The 15,704-nt window shown below is 36.9% G+C and carries 17 protein-coding genes; 1 reads left to right on the forward strand and 16 read right to left on the reverse strand.

Annotated features, from left to right (window positions below; all coding sequences use genetic code 11):
* Window position 1: 1 nt before the first annotated feature.
* The 16 genes from MKY45_RS06935 to MKY45_RS07010 all read right to left on the reverse strand — a co-directional run bounded on the left by MKY45_RS06935 (window position 2) and on the right by MKY45_RS07010 (window position 14,565).
* The gene (locus MKY45_RS06935) at window positions 2–2,191 is read right to left on the reverse strand and encodes a CD3337/EF1877 family mobilome membrane protein (protein ID WP_425313036.1); all 2,190 of its coding nucleotides are present in this window, start codon (window positions 2,189–2,191) and stop codon (window positions 2–4) included.
* Window positions 2,181–4,637, reverse strand: a complete 2,457-nt coding sequence (gene tcpF / locus MKY45_RS06940) for a conjugal transfer ATPase TcpF (protein WP_341172771.1) — start codon at window positions 4,635–4,637, stop codon at window positions 2,181–2,183. Before tcpF ends, MKY45_RS06935 begins: the two co-directional genes overlap by 11 nt.
* Window positions 4,621–5,013 carry a conjugal transfer protein gene (locus tag MKY45_RS06945; RefSeq protein WP_256705929.1) on the reverse strand — a complete coding sequence of 131 codons (393 nt, stop codon included), beginning with the start codon at window positions 5,011–5,013 and terminating at the stop codon, window positions 4,621–4,623. The genes tcpF and MKY45_RS06945 overlap by 17 nt, the downstream gene beginning before the upstream one ends.
* Window positions 5,014–5,075: 62 nt before the next feature.
* Complete coding sequence (locus MKY45_RS06950) at window positions 5,076–5,576, reverse strand: antirestriction protein ArdA (RefSeq protein WP_193063126.1); 501 nt, start codon at window positions 5,574–5,576, stop codon at window positions 5,076–5,078.
* A 167-nt stretch (window positions 5,577–5,743) separates the two neighbouring features.
* Entirely contained in the window at window positions 5,744–5,965 is a 222-nt protein-coding gene (locus MKY45_RS06955; RefSeq protein WP_077702580.1) for a hypothetical protein, read from the reverse strand.
* 25 nt (window positions 5,966–5,990) lie between these two features.
* A complete protein-coding gene (mobT, locus tag MKY45_RS06960) occupies window positions 5,991–7,193 on the reverse strand; it encodes a MobT family relaxase (RefSeq protein ID WP_341172772.1) in 1,203 nt (400 codons plus the stop codon).
* A 227-nt stretch (window positions 7,194–7,420) separates the two neighbouring features.
* Complete coding sequence (locus MKY45_RS06965) at window positions 7,421–8,761, reverse strand: FtsK/SpoIIIE domain-containing protein (protein ID WP_341172773.1); 1,341 nt, start codon at window positions 8,759–8,761, stop codon at window positions 7,421–7,423.
* Complete coding sequence (locus tag MKY45_RS06970) at window positions 8,761–9,141, reverse strand: YdcP family protein (protein ID WP_218729867.1); 381 nt, start codon at window positions 9,139–9,141, stop codon at window positions 8,761–8,763. Before MKY45_RS06970 ends, MKY45_RS06965 begins: the two co-directional genes overlap by 1 nt.
* 12 nt (window positions 9,142–9,153) lie before the next feature.
* Complete coding sequence (locus MKY45_RS06975; protein WP_218729866.1) at window positions 9,154–9,468, reverse strand: YdcP family protein; 315 nt, start codon at window positions 9,466–9,468, stop codon at window positions 9,154–9,156.
* A 101-nt stretch (window positions 9,469–9,569) separates the two neighbouring features.
* Window positions 9,570–10,118: an MT-A70 family methyltransferase gene (locus MKY45_RS06980; RefSeq protein WP_341172774.1), complete on the reverse strand. Its 549-nt coding sequence runs from the start codon at window positions 10,116–10,118 to the stop codon at window positions 9,570–9,572.
* Between the two features lie 133 nt (window positions 10,119–10,251).
* Complete coding sequence (locus MKY45_RS06985) at window positions 10,252–10,446, reverse strand: hypothetical protein (RefSeq protein WP_341172775.1); 195 nt, start codon at window positions 10,444–10,446, stop codon at window positions 10,252–10,254.
* 68 nt (window positions 10,447–10,514) lie between these two features.
* The gene (locus MKY45_RS06990) at window positions 10,515–11,606 is read right to left on the reverse strand and encodes a DNA cytosine methyltransferase (RefSeq protein WP_341172776.1); all 1,092 of its coding nucleotides are present in this window, start codon (window positions 11,604–11,606) and stop codon (window positions 10,515–10,517) included.
* Window positions 11,607–12,015: 409 nt separating this feature from the next.
* A complete protein-coding gene (locus tag MKY45_RS06995) occupies window positions 12,016–13,194 on the reverse strand; it encodes a site-specific integrase (RefSeq protein ID WP_077604264.1) in 1,179 nt (392 codons plus the stop codon).
* Window positions 13,187–13,438, reverse strand: a complete 252-nt coding sequence (locus tag MKY45_RS07000; protein ID WP_077605157.1) for a DUF3173 domain-containing protein — start codon at window positions 13,436–13,438, stop codon at window positions 13,187–13,189. Before MKY45_RS07000 ends, MKY45_RS06995 begins: the two co-directional genes overlap by 8 nt.
* A 477-nt stretch (window positions 13,439–13,915) precedes the next feature.
* Window positions 13,916–14,146 carry a helix-turn-helix domain-containing protein gene (locus tag MKY45_RS07005; protein WP_077604263.1) on the reverse strand — a complete coding sequence of 77 codons (231 nt, stop codon included), beginning with the start codon at window positions 14,144–14,146 and terminating at the stop codon, window positions 13,916–13,918.
* The gene (locus MKY45_RS07010; RefSeq protein ID WP_341172777.1) at window positions 14,143–14,565 is read right to left on the reverse strand and encodes an RNA polymerase sigma factor; all 423 of its coding nucleotides are present in this window, start codon (window positions 14,563–14,565) and stop codon (window positions 14,143–14,145) included. The genes MKY45_RS07005 and MKY45_RS07010 overlap by 4 nt, the downstream gene beginning before the upstream one ends.
* 590 nt (window positions 14,566–15,155) lie before the next feature.
* On the opposite strand from MKY45_RS07010, the gene MKY45_RS07015 reads away from it, so the two are divergent.
* A complete protein-coding gene (locus tag MKY45_RS07015) occupies window positions 15,156–15,512 on the forward strand; it encodes a helix-turn-helix domain-containing protein (RefSeq protein ID WP_341172778.1) in 357 nt (118 codons plus the stop codon).
* The last annotated feature ends 192 nt before the right edge of the window (window positions 15,513–15,704 follow it).

The following is a 15,704-nucleotide window of genomic DNA, read 5'->3' on the forward strand; positions in this document are numbered from 1 at the left end:
TTCATTGGCGTTTCCTCCTAGTTGCATGGATTGGATGCTTACTAATTTGTTTCCGATTTGTACGTTTCAAAGGTTTAGAGAGACGCCTAATGATTTTCCGACTATTTTTTGGTAGAGAACGTTCTTCATTGAGAGATCGGTTTTCTTTTTTAACAGGTTGTTTGGGATTATCTGTAAAATACTCTTTTCTGTCTGGGCTCGATAACTGTCGTTGTAATTTGAATTGCTTCATATGCTCGCTTTTTGTGACAGGTCTTGTCTTTTCTTTTTGTTGAACAGTTGGGTTCTTTAATCTATCTTGATGTGCAGATTCATTGACATCATGCGTGACTGGTCGTTCATAACTAGCAGTCTTTCGAGAAGGGGTACGTTTCTTATCCAATTCTTGCCGCCTATCTGCAATGGTTTGACGATGTTTTGCTTGACGCTCTGCATGTGTTTTTTGTCTCTTTTCCTTTGCTTGCTTCATACCTTCTTTAAAATCACGGGCAGGTTTTGTAAGCTGTTCTTTTCCTTGCATCACCGCATATTGAGCAGTAGTAGGTAAATCATGCAATTGCTCCTTACGGTGTTTTATATTCGCACGGAATTGATTTTTCGCACCAAGCATTCTTCCTGTTACTTGACCTACTTTCTGGCTCAAAGTTGTTGGTTTCGTACTGTCATTTTGGCGTTCTTTATTGGTCTTTGCGGTTGATGTTAGCCGCTGTAACGGTCGAATAGGGGAGAAGGAACCTTTTGTTTGCTTTGATTTTCCAACCATTGCCCCGACTGTTGCTCCAGCTGTCGCCCCTGCAAGGGTGCGTCCGATTGTTCTCTGTAATCGCCGACTACCCCGATTGAACATTCGGTAAGGACGACGCATGACTTTACGTCCGACCTGTTGGGAATCATTACTTTGCAGGTTAAACATGCTCATAATGTCACCAAGTTTCATGTAAATGCCCGCAAACGTCACAATCTGTAAAAAGGCAATCAAGAAAAACGGATAACTTGTTGTTAAACTGTATAGCATGGATGAGATACTAAAGGCAACTGTAATAATCAAGGTAATGCCAGCTCGTAACATAATCACATTAAACAATTTCATAATCGCTTGTTTCCCCATGTTTTCAAAGGTGGGTATCATTGACAGTAAAAAACTGATGGGTAAAAACATGGCATAGATGATAAATAGAATTTGTGAGAAAATCATAATTCCCGATAGTAGAAACACGAAAATGGAGATACCGATATTAAACAGAAATAAAAAGAAGACCATTCCTAAGCGAGTGGTCGTTTTCGTAATCGTTAAATTTTTATTGTCATGATCTTCAATTTCTGCTTTAACAGCATCTTCACGATCTTTTCCGTTATTCGTATCAGGATTGATAGAAACTAAGCTCTCAACACGTTCTTCGCCAATCGTTTCTTTATCCGAATCATCAAATTGTAATAGCATCCACGGCTGTTCCACTTGAATAGAAAAGAGGTTATTCCGTATCATATCAACGCTGTCTTTTCCCTGACTAGTAGAGCTAGGCATCAAGATTTTAGTACCTAAATCTAAACTTGCCTGACTAATATCTGCCGAAAAGTCATTAATTTTAGCAATATACGTTGGGGCATAGGCAATAAAGGAGGCCGACAAAATAAAAACGACTAAAAAGTTTAGGATCGCCCGAATGGCTTTCGTCGTTTCCCGTTTCATTAATCCTGTATATGCCACGTAAATCCCAATCACTAAAATGAAAAGAAGCAAAAAACCTACATAAAAGCCCGAACTGCCAAAACCACTTGCAGTAATCCCAGCTAATGTTTGCATGTTTTTCCCTATGGCATCAGCTGTTTGGGAAATGAAATCGAGAGAATAAGCTTGTTGGATTAAATAGCCTGTTGCATTAGACAAATACAAGCTAATAATCCAGATAAAATTTGTAATCGTATAGAGCCCATACATGACTTGTTTTCCTATTCCATCGTTCCAGTTCCATGGCAGCCAATCCCAACCTGTGTCCACATAAAAATCGAGTTGGTAATGGTCAAGTGGGTATTTGGAATACAGATTGTCTTCCGATACCGTATCATCAACTAATCCAGCAGCTTGGGCAAATGTTCCAAGTAAAAGAAGACATAGAAAAACGGCAGTACCAATAAGTACCACCGTTAAGACAATCTTTTTCCATTTTTGTTTGTTCAAATTAATCGCCACCTTTCTTCTCCTGTGTCGGTGGACGCGTATCAAAAGCATGAAATAAATCTTCAAAGACAGGATGAACTTGAATAATTCCGACACGTCCATATAAGTCTTGAATTAAACATTGACCGTTTTCTAATTCTCGTAAGCGTCGTTGATTCGATTCATCTTCCGAATCTACACCAAAGAATTGAAGAGTTTTCTTAATTTCTGTCATATCCCTGGAACGGAAAGCAAACTTCACACCGATATTATTTTTTAATTTTTCGTCGGTTAGATCATCTGCATTCTGGGTAACAAAGTAGACACCAGCATTCATGGCACGTCCTGCACGAACCAATTTATTAGAAAGTGTTTTCCCTTGTGCAACTTGCAGGAAGGACCAGGCTTCATCCAAATCCACGATTTTAAAAATACTGCGATCCGAATGAATAAAATCTAACGCAAAAGTAGAAATGACAATCAACATGGCGACACTTAATAATTCCATCGTTGTATATTCCTCAAAACTTGTTTCTGCGTCTGGTAACACTAAATCCGCCACTTGAATCATATTCAACTGTTTTTCTAAACTAATCGAATTTTTCACCGTTCCATCCGAAAAGAGAAGATGGGCAAAGTCATAATCGGTAAAACTTTCGATATGGTCAGCGATGGGGCCAGCTAATGGATTGGGATCACTTCTTAATTCATGAATCACAAGGAGTAAACCACGTTCCTCTTGTTGACCAACAGCGCGTATCGCTCGTCGTAATACAGGGAATTTATCTCCATCTCGACTCGATATACCCGTGAGAAAGGTAAGAATATCAATCGCAAGACTTTCCGAATCCTTTTTCTTTTTCATAATGACAAAAGGATCAAGTAGTCCTTTATTGCTTTCCTCACTCGTTAAATTGACAATATTTATTTCATGAGCAATTTCGGGCAATGTTTCTTTCCATTTTCCTCGTTCCGCTTTTGGGTCAACAATGAGAGCTTGACCACCAAAAAGAACCGCATAATAGACAAGCAGGTTATTACTAAAGGATTTCCCACCACCGAGTGAACCTAAGAATGCAGATGCTAACGCATTGGTGACAGAACCTTTTACGCCTTGACTGGCTAGGCTTGGATTGAGATAGACATTTCTTCCCGTATCTAAGTTGTAACCAAAATAAATCCCTTCCGTTTCTCCCAACATTTGTGTTGCCCCAAATCCAAGTCCTGCAAGAAAATCAGACGTAACATATTGAATGTAATCATTCATATAACGCTTACTAGCTGGGATAAATTCACTGTGTAAGCCCAACATATCCCCAAATGGACGAACGAGTTTCACGTTTAAATCGTCATAAAAATCTTTCACCTCATTACAACGCTGTTTAAGTTCGTCTAAATTAGGGGCAGAAACTCGGATCACATAACTTAACTTATACATCGATTCCTTCGTTTGGTCGAGAACGTCTTCTAATTCGTTCACCTGTTCCAATGCGTCGATAACATTACTGCCTGTTTCGTTATCGGATTCCCAGGCATGATTATCCAAGTCTTTTAGTTCTTTTTTCTTATTTCGTACGGTAGACAAGGCTTTTTTGTTGGTGACTATTTCTACATTTATGGACGTATCGATTGGGAAATCGAATTGTTGTTGTTGATAATAAAAGATTTCATCGGATGGAAATTCAAGATCACCGACAATCGAGTTGATGGTAAAATAAGAAACATAAGTCGTCTGTTCTTCCTGTTCGATTTTTAAATAACGTTGGTTTTCCTCGATCAAACAACGAGTCGGTTTAATCAGATCATAACGCTTCACTAAAGTTTCCTTTTTTAATTTCTTTAGAGGGAGGGCATAGTCATATTCGTCATAAGCAATTCCTGTTTGTTCATGAAGATGTTCAATCAGATAGCCAAAGTCATTTTTATCTAGAGGGCGTACTTTAAAACGCCTAGATATTTTGTTTTGTAGTAAAGATTCCATTTTAGAGAAACGTCTGATTTCTTCATGAGGCATGGAAACAAAATCTCCCATCAGGTGATGGTTTACATCACGGACAAATGAAGAAAGTGAATTTTTGATGTTTTTCCCCATTGCTTTCATACTGACTTCTTCTTCATTCAGCAATAGTTTAAACCCGATAAAAAAACGATAGTCTACTTGGTGTTCACCAATCATGGAAACAAGGGCTTCCGTTTGGTCATCAATACGCTCATAAGCAACTTCTTTTAATCGTCCTGTCACTAACTCTTTACTTCGTTCCTGCACCGAACGAATACTGCTTGCGGTACTGATCTGTAAGGCATGAATTTTGCCGTCTTGATTCTGGGCAATTAATTGACGGAAGTGGTCATGTACTTGTATTTTCTCATCCTCCGATAAAAAGGAATAATTATATGGCAACAACTCATAATAGGCAAAACATTCGCCGTCATGATTGAAAACAAGATTATTTTCAAGGTATTTAATCGGATAACGCATGGACTTCACTCCTCACAGCAGTGATGGATTCATTTACCTTCACACGTTGAAGTTTGACGGGTTTTCCTGCATAAGTCACTTTAGGCCGGAACCAATATGTCAATACGGACTTGAGAAAGCTATACGGTTTCTTGCCATCAAATGTTTTCTGACTCATAAACCATGTCAAACCAACTGGAATCCCGATATATTTTAATAACGCTCCATCAATAAAAGAGAGTGGGGGAAGATTCGCAAGTAACATCACCACTAGAAGTGAAAGGACAAACCATGACATTTGATTGAATGTTACGGGAAAGGGTAAGGGAAAATCATTAATTGCATAGATGACTTTTTCTACCGACCAAATACGTGTGTAGCTCTTTAATTTTTTCAAATAGAATCATCCTTTCACACATAGAAAAAAACAGCCTGTCCAATAACAAGCTGCTTCTCCATCTATTGAACATATTCAAATACACCATGTGACGTCACAAGAAAGCTGCCTTCAATTTCAAGATCACGTCCAAAAGCTCTATAATCAATATAATTCTGTAAGTTAGCAGGGACTTCCCCAAGTACGCCTGTTTCTTCTATCAAATATCTCGCAACATCTTCCATATTTTCACAATCAGAATAACAAATGATGTCATCCTGATGTTCCAGTAATTCTTCCAAACTATCAAACCAATAGCCTTGCACTTCTGATAGTGCATCATATAAAGGAGAGCCTTCGATTTCTTGAACCATTGCACATAACCGATTGATTTCAGAAATCGGCGTATATTCATCCACCTCAAAGGGCAACTCGAAATCATGAATTGCATATTCTTCATATTCGTCATTTAAACCAATACGTTCTTTCACATCTTCCATATCAATGGGTGGGGTAAACCAAGCACCAACCAATTCACCCTCATTATATTTTCCGAGGTTAGCTATATAGACCTGCATTTCCATTGGTTATCACATCCTTTTTATTAAAAATAGCCATAAAAAAAGCAGCAGCTTATTATCTGCTGATACACAAATGAGGCTTGTTAATACCTACCGCACTACCGTTTGGTCCACCATTTTTTTGTAGAACATAAGAAGACCACTTATCTTCCACAAAAAAACGGTACAATTTAAGACCCTATGATTCGATTAAATAGGTTTAACAACACGTCTTTCACACCAGCCGCATTAAAGACTAATCCTACTGCAACCAAAGCAATAATTAAAAAGCCAATTAGTTTGGAAAACTCCCGTTTAAAGCCTAAATAAATTCCAATTACGACAATCGCCATTAATACTAAAGATTGTGCATTACTTAAAAACCAATTGTATAAATTCTGGCCAAAGTTCATTTGATTTTCTCCCTTCATAAGTTAATCATTCGTTATCTGACTGTGGTTGAATCACTTTCCCTAAAGGAATGGTTTGTTGCATGAGTATTTTTTGATGGCGCTTGGATAACTCTGTCTGTTCCAACATATCCTTAATTACACTCGTTTGATTGAGTTCATCTATCTTTGTCGCTAGTTTCCAAGTGGGGGCGACTTGATGAGCTAGCCATCTGAGTGTCTTATCAAACGTATATGGTTCAGGTTTTGTCGTTAAAGAAATTTTTCTATTCACGCCTAAATCCAAAAATCGTTGCCATTCTTTATTCATTTTCCAACTACTGCGACGTTTTTCCTCGTCTTTATCGACAAAACGAATATATCGATTAATAATAGAAAAGGCGGTTCGACCAGCATCTTCATACATCATTAAATCCACAACTGCATGGTATGCACGATCATTCTTTAATCGAATTTCAAAGCGATTTTTCACATCTGTATCTTCGAGAGATGTGCCATGCTTCACGTATTGTTCATAATCCTTTTCATACGCACAAAAGTACACGTCACTTTTTAAAGAGCCGATATATAACGTATTTCCCATGTCAGGCTTGTCTTCACTCTGCACAAGTTCACCAGAACGGTAACTTTTAAAACTACGAAAAACTGAGATACATTCTTCATTACGGCATTTGTTCGTTAAAAACGGAATATCCAATACGCTTGTCTTATCGTTTATCGCAAGATCAATTCGTTTAAATACGCCACCAACACGAAACACTTCCATAAAAAAATCGAACCATGTTCGTTGCTGGGCTAATAAAAAGTTTTCAAATTGACGACATCCTTTCCCTTTAAGTTCGAGTAAACACCCTTTGTCTTCATCAGGAGAAACCATGACGACAATATCACCAAAAACGTATTGTTCCATATAGGAGTAAAACGCATAGTCCTCGTGTAACATGTATTCCATTTTGAGTTTTAAAATATCTTCAATGACAGGCTTCGGATTTGTCGTTAAAAATCGAATCCGTACATAGTCAAATAAGATTTCCAAAGGAGCAGCTGGATTAAATTGCTCTAAAATATCGAACAAAGCAACTTGCAGTGAATCGGAAGGAGTTACTTTTCCAGTTTCGATTTCACTAATATATTGTCTTGAAATTCCAATATGAACAGCCAGTTTATTTTGCGATACACCGTATTCCAGTCGTTTTTCCTTTAATTGTTGATACCAAGGTACTTGATTCATGTGCATTCCTCCAAACAAAAAAAAGATGTCAACTAAAAGTAAAAAGCTGACATCTTCTCCATATGCTCCAAACCGTTGCGCCATCAGGTGTTATTGGCTTTTGGAACAGTTTCTTATTGTTTTTCTACCCCCCTGTTAGAAATGGGGGGTTAAGGCGTGGCTGTCGCCACGCAGGCTTAGCCCAGCACAGCGGCTTTCGCTTCGCACGCCGCCGCACTGGGCAGCCTTTATTGGGCTAGTTTAGCAATTTCTTTTAAAAAGTCATGTTCTTTCGGGACAAGTGGTGTGTAAAATTCGGAAATGACATTATCTCCTTTATCGACATAGCCGCGGCCTTTAATTTGTTTTAAGAAAAATTGTTTTTGTACGTCGCTTCCAAACATCATGCCGTATCCTAGTTCTGACATTCTTCCTAAAGCAACACGAAAATTAAATTGATCACGAATTCCATCCCCTAAATATTTTGCATCTGGTCGTTGACAAGCAAGAATAAGAAAGAATCCAGCTTGACGCCCCAACATCACAATCTGTTTTAGTTTCGTTAATACGGCTGTACTTTCTTTAGAAGCAAGCATTTCCATAAACGCAACGTATTCGTCAAAAACTAAAAAGTGGGGAACTAAGCCCAAGTAAGCATAGTTTTCCCCTGTTTTATACCGTTCCATCTGTTTCATTTCTTCACTACGAGTCATCATATCTTCATAAAATTGGTCAATACATGCCATCATGTCTTCCTTTTTATAATGCACATCAGGCATAACAGTGGCTAAATCCGCTAAATCGGCATTTTTCGGATCTAAAATATACAACTTTGCATCTGTTTTTAATAGCGCTTCAATCAGCGTGAGAATAAAATACGTTTTCCCACCACCAGTTCCACCAGCAATTAACATATGCGGAAGTTTATCGTATTCCCAATACATCGAATCCATGAGCTTTAAACTACCATTTTGTGCGATGACTTCATCAATCGAAATTCGATTCGCAATCATATCATAGAAAAGAACATACTCTACATAGGAATCATGTAACTCTTTCGATACCAACTCACAGTACAAGCCACTTTCCAGTTTGTTTTCAAGGTTCAGCAACTGATCTTGATATTTTCCAAGTGTGATTTCCACTTGAATATGAAGCAGTCCTTTTTCGAGTCGATAGTACATTTTAGGGAAGTAACTGATTTTTTCTTTTGTTTTTCCATTTGGTATATCTTTAAAGAAACTGCTTGATTGTACTTGTTTCGTTTCATACCAACCGTTTTCCAAAATCATTTTAGCGAGTTTTTGACGGTGAATAATCTGTCTAATAAAATCATATCGATAACGATAATAAACATAAGAACAACAAGCTACAGCCCCTAGACTAATTATTAGTGAAACCAATCCATACATACTTATAAAATGTGCTTGAAATATATCAAGTTGCCACGTTGTAGAAAGTAAAAATGGCAGATGGAAAGGAATAAAGGAAAAAAGCCATACACCAGCCAGCCCAAAGAATACAAATTGAAAAACGAGGGAAGCATCTTTTTCTTTAATGCGTTTCCCTCGTCTTCTAAAAGCTTTCATTATTTTTCCTTACTAGGGATAGACTTTGGAACATTACTAGTTGATGTTGCCGCTTTTTCCTTTAAGACTAAATCATCTGCTTTAATGTACCAATCGACATCCGCCCCACGGAATGTTGCATTTGCGACTGTATCTGCGATAGGGTTAATGATTTCTACTTCTGCATTATAATCAAATTCTTTTAAGGGAACGGAAGCAGGAATACTCACTTGAATCATGCGACCTTGTTCACGAGACTTTAAGTCATACGTGCGTTCCTTAATTTCTGATGATACCGTACCATCTTCGTTTTGCAGGAACACTTCACGTCGTAATGCAGAAAACTTTAATAATCCAAATGTCTTTTCTTTGTCAATGACAATTCCTTGTGCTAATCTCATCTTTTTTCCTCCTTATGCTTTTACCATGTCATCTGCATGTAAAATATAATTTGTGAAACCACGTTCTCCAATTTTATAACCCTCTGCGGTGATTCTTGCATTGACTAATTTTACTTTTTCTTCATGTTCAAAGAATTTTTCTCCTGCTTCTTGTGGGAGAATCACCTCAATATCATCTGCACGTTGAATATCGGAATATAGATTATAGCTTCGAGAAAGAGTGGTCATACGTCCATTAATCCGTCGCTGTTCAACTTTTCCTTCTCCTGCATATTCTAAATTTCCAAAGGTCTTTTCCATGTTCGGAATGACATATTTTAATTCCATGATACATACCTCTTTTCTTATTTTAGATCTTGCTCAACCGTCCATATGGGAAGCAAAAAGAGTGGGGAGGAGAGCGAGAATAAAAAGCATTCATAGAGACATCACTCCCTCTGCAAATTCTCTAAAGAAAGGCTATTCTCTACTTCATTTCCCCAAGCATCCCATCCAGCAGTACGTTGTCTAGCGAATAATTCAATGCGTGGTAAATCACCCATTAATTCAACAATTTTATCTCTAGCCATATCAGGTTTTTTACTGTGTCCTTCCACTGGACTAACTATGAGTTGATGAACCTTCTTTGATACTCTTTTGGGACGTCCTTTTACTGCTAATAAACAAATTTCCGCATTCGATCGTGTCCAGTGACCCAACCCAAAGAAATAACCATTTCCTGATTTATTTTGTTTTACCCATACAAAAGCAACGGTTTTAAACGTAAAGCTCCATGCAGTGATGACTTGTAATGCTTCCTGGAGCATGGGGAAGGTCGCCCATAAAAATAAAACACTATCTTTATGGGAGATAGTGTCAATAGGCAAACTACATATATCATTTAAACTCATGGTCGGATAGTGATTTTCTGCCACACCTTGTCCTTTACTTTGTTTATACCGCCATGGAGGATCCCCGTAAACAACGGAATATTTCATTCGTTTATCCCTCCAAACATTAGCCGCAACTAAAAAAGCAACCTTTTATATAGAAGAAATCCTACAAAGGTGGCTTAGATGTGCTAATAAATTTATTAATATTGTATTTTTGTCTCAAAAAGGATTCATTGTCTCACGCTTCTTGAAAACGATAATCCACACGTCCATAAATGACACACCAAAATACAACCATCGTTTCACCTTGTTGGTCACGTACCAATTTCCCGCAAGGGAAAAACGGAAAGTCTTCAATCTCAATTTCATTCATAACAAAATGATCATCGATCCATTCCATCACCTTTGCTTCATTTTCTTCCAAAGAAACCACACTCCCTTCTTGATTTAGCCAATAAAAAAGCATGACAGATGGAATTTGTCACACGTTAGTTGATTTATCTATAAAATTTCTGCAATACCAGCCATGATATATTCAGCACATGGTACAGCAATTGCATTTCCAATTGCTTTATATCTCGCATAATCACTAATGGATTCACCCTTATTTCCAAAAGCTGTCCAGTCCTCTGGTAATCCCATCAAACGTTCACATTCCAACGGAGTTAGTTGTCGGATATAACCTTCTTCTTCTTTCCCTTCATACCAAAAAGAAAATATATTGACTGAACCAGCTAGCAAAGTGGGGAAAGGATCATTTGTCCGTCCAAAGCTTCCAATGAATCCTGATTTGTTTTTATCTTTTGCGGTACTTCGCATACGTCGTTCTTGAAAGGGACGGACGACGGGTATTTTCCTCCTTGTTTTTTCAGTAAATCTTCGACTGGCGACGGGGGAGGACAATCTGCTTTCTCCGCAAGACGCAGGAAATGATTGCAGTTCGCGGGCTTTAAATAATATTTCTCTGGCACGTGTTCCTCTAAAATCTGCCACGAGGAAGATACGTCTTCTTCTTTGAGGAAGTGTGGGCTTTCCCCAATATCGGGCATCCAACACGCGCCAGCACACATCAACTTCATTCCCTCGGACCATTCCTGATTTTGCCCAGACTCCAGAAGTAGGCATTGGAATTTCGGTATTTGTGAACGACTCAAGCACGGCTTTAAAATCCAACCTGTTATTTGATGAAAAAGCTCCCATGACGTTTTCCCAAACAGCGATAACTGGATATGTTCCATTCGTTGCACACCTCATTTCTTCGATAATTCGTATCGCATGATAGAACAAACTGGATTGACTTCCTGCAAGGCCTTCTCGTTTACCGATATTTGATAAGTTTTGACAAGGTGAACCAAAGGTAATGATATGAACAGGCGGTATTTTTCTACCATCTATTTTTGTGATGTCTCCGAGATGGAGCATGTTAGGAAAATGGCGTTTTGTAATAGATACAGGTGCTTTCTCTATCTCACTTGCCCATGTTGGTGTAATTCCATAACGGGAAGCGGAGAGGGGGAAGACACCGATTCCATCAAAAAGACTTCCTAATTTTAAATTTGTGCTATAATTATTTTTAGGTATGTCATCTATCAAATATTTCACCTCTAATCTCAAAACCTAAAAAAGTCATTTGTAGGTGAAAACCATTCAAATGACGTTAAATATAATTATTGAAATGACAAAAGTGTAAGATGAAACTTCAAGTTTTTATCACTAATTTTTCCCATAACAAAAGACGTTTCAATATGAAACGTCTTTTGTTTAAGATATCAAATATTTATAGCGATAACTCTAAACAGTGATTTGCATTTATTGCATTAAAATTGCATTATTTTAATTTTTAATATCATATTATATGAGTTGATACTTTTTAAAAACCCTTTAAAATCAATGATATTGCTCTATATCTAGTATCGTGAAAGTAGAGTGGGAGTAGTAACAGGTGCCCTAAAAGCCTTGGTAAAACAGGGTTTTTAGGGCTTTTATATTTTTCATGGCACAGTTATGGCACACTTTGATAAGTGGTGTTCATATATTGGTTGCTGCTGTAATGTTCAATTTGTGTATCATCGCTTGTTTTTAACTGAATAAAACTACTTAATCTATCGGCAACTTGAAAATTACTGTTTGGATAAAGGTGCCCATAAGTGCCTAAAGTTGTTTGTACATCTTCATGTCCAAGTCTATCTTTAATCACTAAAGGGTTTTCTCCCATACTAATTAACAAGGAAGCATGAGAATGTCTAAGTCCATGAATTTTGATTCGATGGATGTTTGCAGCTTTGGCAAAGCGAGTAATCGCATAGGATATAGTATGTTTTTGAGTTGGAATGCCATTATACGATAAAATAAAATTGGTCTTACATTGTTTCTGCTGGATTTCTTTCCAATTTTGTAATAAATGCAGTGTATCAGAATCTAAAGCAATCAAACGAATACTTGCTTTTGTTTTAGGTTCTGTAAAACTGTAATTGGATGCATTCTTATAATATAGCGTTTTAGAAATGTTTAGCGTTCCTTCCTCAAAATCTACATCCTCCCATTGTAATGCAGAAGCCTCACCAATACGCATACCTGTCATGAATAAAAGCCAGATAATAATAAATTGAAAATGTTGAAAGTAATCACCAAGATATATTTTGGAAATAACAGTTTCAAATTCTTCCTTTGTCCAAAAATCAATTTTAGTTTTAATCTTTTTGACATTTCCAATTATTTTTGATGGATTTTCTTTCATCAATCCTAAAATAATCGCTCTATCAAAAGCTAAGGATAATAACCCTTGTATGCCTCGAACGTATTGACTAGAATATTTTTCAGTAGCCTTTAATTGCCATTGTTGAAGTATTAATGGTGTGATGTCCGAAAGACTAACTTTGTAAAAATAGGTGAAGTGTTTATCGATTGTATGCTGCCTATTTTCAAAAGTGCTTTCTTTCACTTGATTCTTATACCAAGGTACGAAAAATTCCTCGGTAAACTTTTCAAAAGTCATGCTACTGTTCGGGTTATAAGCACCTTCACTATTGTCTAAAATAAGTTTAGCATAAGCAGATTCCGCTTCAGCTTTGGTTTTAAACCCGCTCATTCTTTTTTGAATTCTTTTTCCTGTAACTGGATCTGTTCCTAAACTTACCCTAAATTCATACGTTCCATTAGCTTTTTTCTTTACTTTAATCATTTGAATTCCTTTCCTTGATTAAAGCAGCCTCACTGGAACCACATGATTTTAATAAATCTTCTTGATTAAGAGTTATTCCCAATATTTCCTCTACAGCTTCCACAGGTACTCGACCCAGTTTTTTCGTGTTATAAAAGCTGTATCCCTTCTGCACCATTAGACATTTAGCCTGACGGATAATGTCACGAGAGAAGGAAGGACCATAACCTAAAGCTATTAAGTCTTTGCGGGTTATAGTAATGATCATATTACTCCTTTCCCGGTCGAGCCAATACAATATATATTTATTATATCATCCTTTTTAATATTTTTTGATAGAGAGAACTTGAAAAATCAGATGGCTGCTGGTTACAGCTCCACGAGAATTTTACTCCTGCAAGTATTTCTTGCAGCCCTATTCATTGCTTGCGACGCTTTAAACGCTCGAACCATGACGATAGGGGAGTATCATTATCCTAGCTGATGGGTTATCGCCAGTAATCCACCACGATTACATGAGACAAAGTATGTATCGCTCGTTCCATTTTTGGAAGTCTTGGCGTACTAATCAGAAAGCTAGCCATCAGTAGAATGTATCTGATTTTAGTTATTTAATTTTCAAAGAACATTGGCTTATCAGCCTATCGAAATATACTGGAAACAAGTATGCTTTGATAGAATGGTAAACCTCTAGTCAGGAAGCGTGTAACGCTCCAACACGCTTCCAAAGCTGGTAACGTAATTATTTGATTTCAAAGGACAAAATTTTGGTGATCAATCGAGTTTGCATTTGATCTCGCAGCACTTCGTCAACGATCATATATTGATTCCCATACTCATCTTTCATTGGGCGGAGGGAGCGTTTTGTGATATAACCTCGATAGTGTTTGATAATGTAGTTAATTGCTTCTGTATCACCGTCCGCAGCCTGTACAATAAGAGAAAAGGGAACCGTAGGATAGGTTGATTTCATTCGGCATGCTCCTTCATATATTTTTTAATAAAGGCTAGTCCACTAGTTCGGTGACGGTAAACTGTTGAACGATTTACTTTTAATAATGTTGCAATTTCCGAATCGCTCATATCTAAAAAGTAATACAGTAAAATGATGTTCCGTTTTTTATTTGTTAGATTCCGTAAGGCTTCACTTAACAAATCACTTTCCACACCAATTCTTAAACCATATAATGTGAACATTTGTAAATCAGTAGCATAGTGATCGACAGTAGAGAACTGATTGATAAGATAATCTCCTGTATCAGAGAAGGAAACTTCTTGTTTTGAAATTCTTGATAGGTGTCTGAAATAATCTATGCGTTCATCTTCCATCCCGCGTTTACATAGATAATCAAACTGATTTTCTATGGTTGTTTGAAAAGAAGATGGCTTCATTTTTATCACCCCCCTTCGTGTTATGAAAGGGAGTGAGTTATGCTCTTTTTTCTCCCTTTGTACTAAGTCCCGACACAAAAGGGCGATTTGTTGCATTTCTGCTAAAAAAATTTCCGGAAAATTTTCAAGCAAACAAAAAAACACATAAACAGATAATTCAATCTGTACATGTGTTTTACTAATTCTTCCTATATGTATTAAAAAACCACATTTAAGGGTATTATTATCCAATAGGGGTGGATAACCTTTTTTGACAAGATTTCAAAAAGCAAATATTGTTTCCCGACAATATATTCCATGACGACTACCTCCTAGAAGCCGTCATCTCATTGAAAAATAAAGATTCATATACCAGCTATCACTTCTATACAAAAAAGAGAGACGACAGCTATTTAAACCGTCGTCTGGAAAAGGAGTATACTTTTAAGCATAAAGAAGATACTGCCAGATAACGGTTTTTTTTTAATGCTATCTGCCAGTAACTGTCCTTTGAATGACATTCATAATAGAATTATTAAACCACATTATACGTTTTTCTATACCTGTTTACGATTTAATAGGAACAGTAAAATGTATAGAGGTGGTTTATCATGCGTAAAAAAGAAGATAAATATGATTTTAAAAAATTTGGACTTGCGATAAAAGAAGCCCGTATAAAACATGGTTTAACTCGAGAACAAGTGGGGGCATTGATAGATATTGATCCACGCTATTTAACGAATATTGAGAATAAAGGACAGCACCCTAGTATACAGGTGCTATATGATCTTGTATCGTTACTAAATGTATCCGTTGATGAATTTTTTCTACCCGATTCTGATATGATGAAAAATACCAGAAGAAGACAATTAGAAAAACAACTTGATATTTTAACAGATAATGACCTTATTATTATGGAAAGTGTTGCTGATGGAATTATTAAGTCCAAGAATATTACGGAAAAATAATCTCTTCTTTTAACTCAAAATGGTGAAATCCCTTTTGGGTTTTGAAATATAACAATTGTAGTGATTTTGCATAGGATTGTATTACTTTATGCTATATCAATGTATCGTAAAAATTCTCATCTCTTATGGCTGTTCGTAAAATGCTTGATAAATAAATAGTCTTTAACTTTGTTCTGTAATCCTTAACTAGTC

The organism is Oceanobacillus sp. FSL K6-0251, from assembly GCF_038004725.1.
Classification (GTDB): Bacteria; Bacillota; Bacilli; order Bacillales; family Amphibacillaceae; genus Oceanobacillus; species Oceanobacillus oncorhynchi.

Coding starts and splice junctions, on each gene's coding strand:
- mobT (WP_341172772.1), bottom strand. CDS start 7,193: ATGAATCAAGTACCTTGGTATCAACAATTAAAGGAAAAACGACTGGAA.
- tcpF (WP_341172771.1), bottom strand. CDS start 4,637: ATGCGTTATCCGATTAAATACCTTGAAAATAATCTTGTTTTCAATCAT.
- MKY45_RS07015 (WP_341172778.1), top strand. CDS start 15,156: ATGCGTAAAAAAGAAGATAAATATGATTTTAAAAAATTTGGACTTGCG.
- MKY45_RS06975 (WP_218729866.1), bottom strand. CDS start 9,468: ATGGAATTAAAATATGTCATTCCGAACATGGAAAAGACCTTTGGAAAT.
- MKY45_RS06970 (WP_218729867.1), bottom strand. CDS start 9,141: ATGAGATTAGCACAAGGAATTGTCATTGACAAAGAAAAGACATTTGGA.
- MKY45_RS07010 (WP_341172777.1), bottom strand. CDS start 14,565: ATGAAGCCATCTTCTTTTCAAACAACCATAGAAAATCAGTTTGATTAT.
- MKY45_RS06950 (WP_193063126.1), bottom strand. CDS start 5,576: ATGGAAATGCAGGTCTATATAGCTAACCTCGGAAAATATAATGAGGGT.
- MKY45_RS06955 (WP_077702580.1), bottom strand. CDS start 5,965: ATGAACTTTGGCCAGAATTTATACAATTGGTTTTTAAGTAATGCACAA.
- MKY45_RS06965 (WP_341172773.1), bottom strand. CDS start 8,761: ATGAAAGCTTTTAGAAGACGAGGGAAACGCATTAAAGAAAAAGATGCT.
- MKY45_RS07005 (WP_077604263.1), bottom strand. CDS start 14,146: ATGAAATCAACCTATCCTACGGTTCCCTTTTCTCTTATTGTACAGGCT.
- MKY45_RS06995 (WP_077604264.1), bottom strand. CDS start 13,194: ATGATTAAAGTAAAGAAAAAAGCTAATGGAACGTATGAATTTAGGGTA.
- MKY45_RS06980 (WP_341172774.1), bottom strand. CDS start 10,118: ATGAAATATTCCGTTGTTTACGGGGATCCTCCATGGCGGTATAAACAA.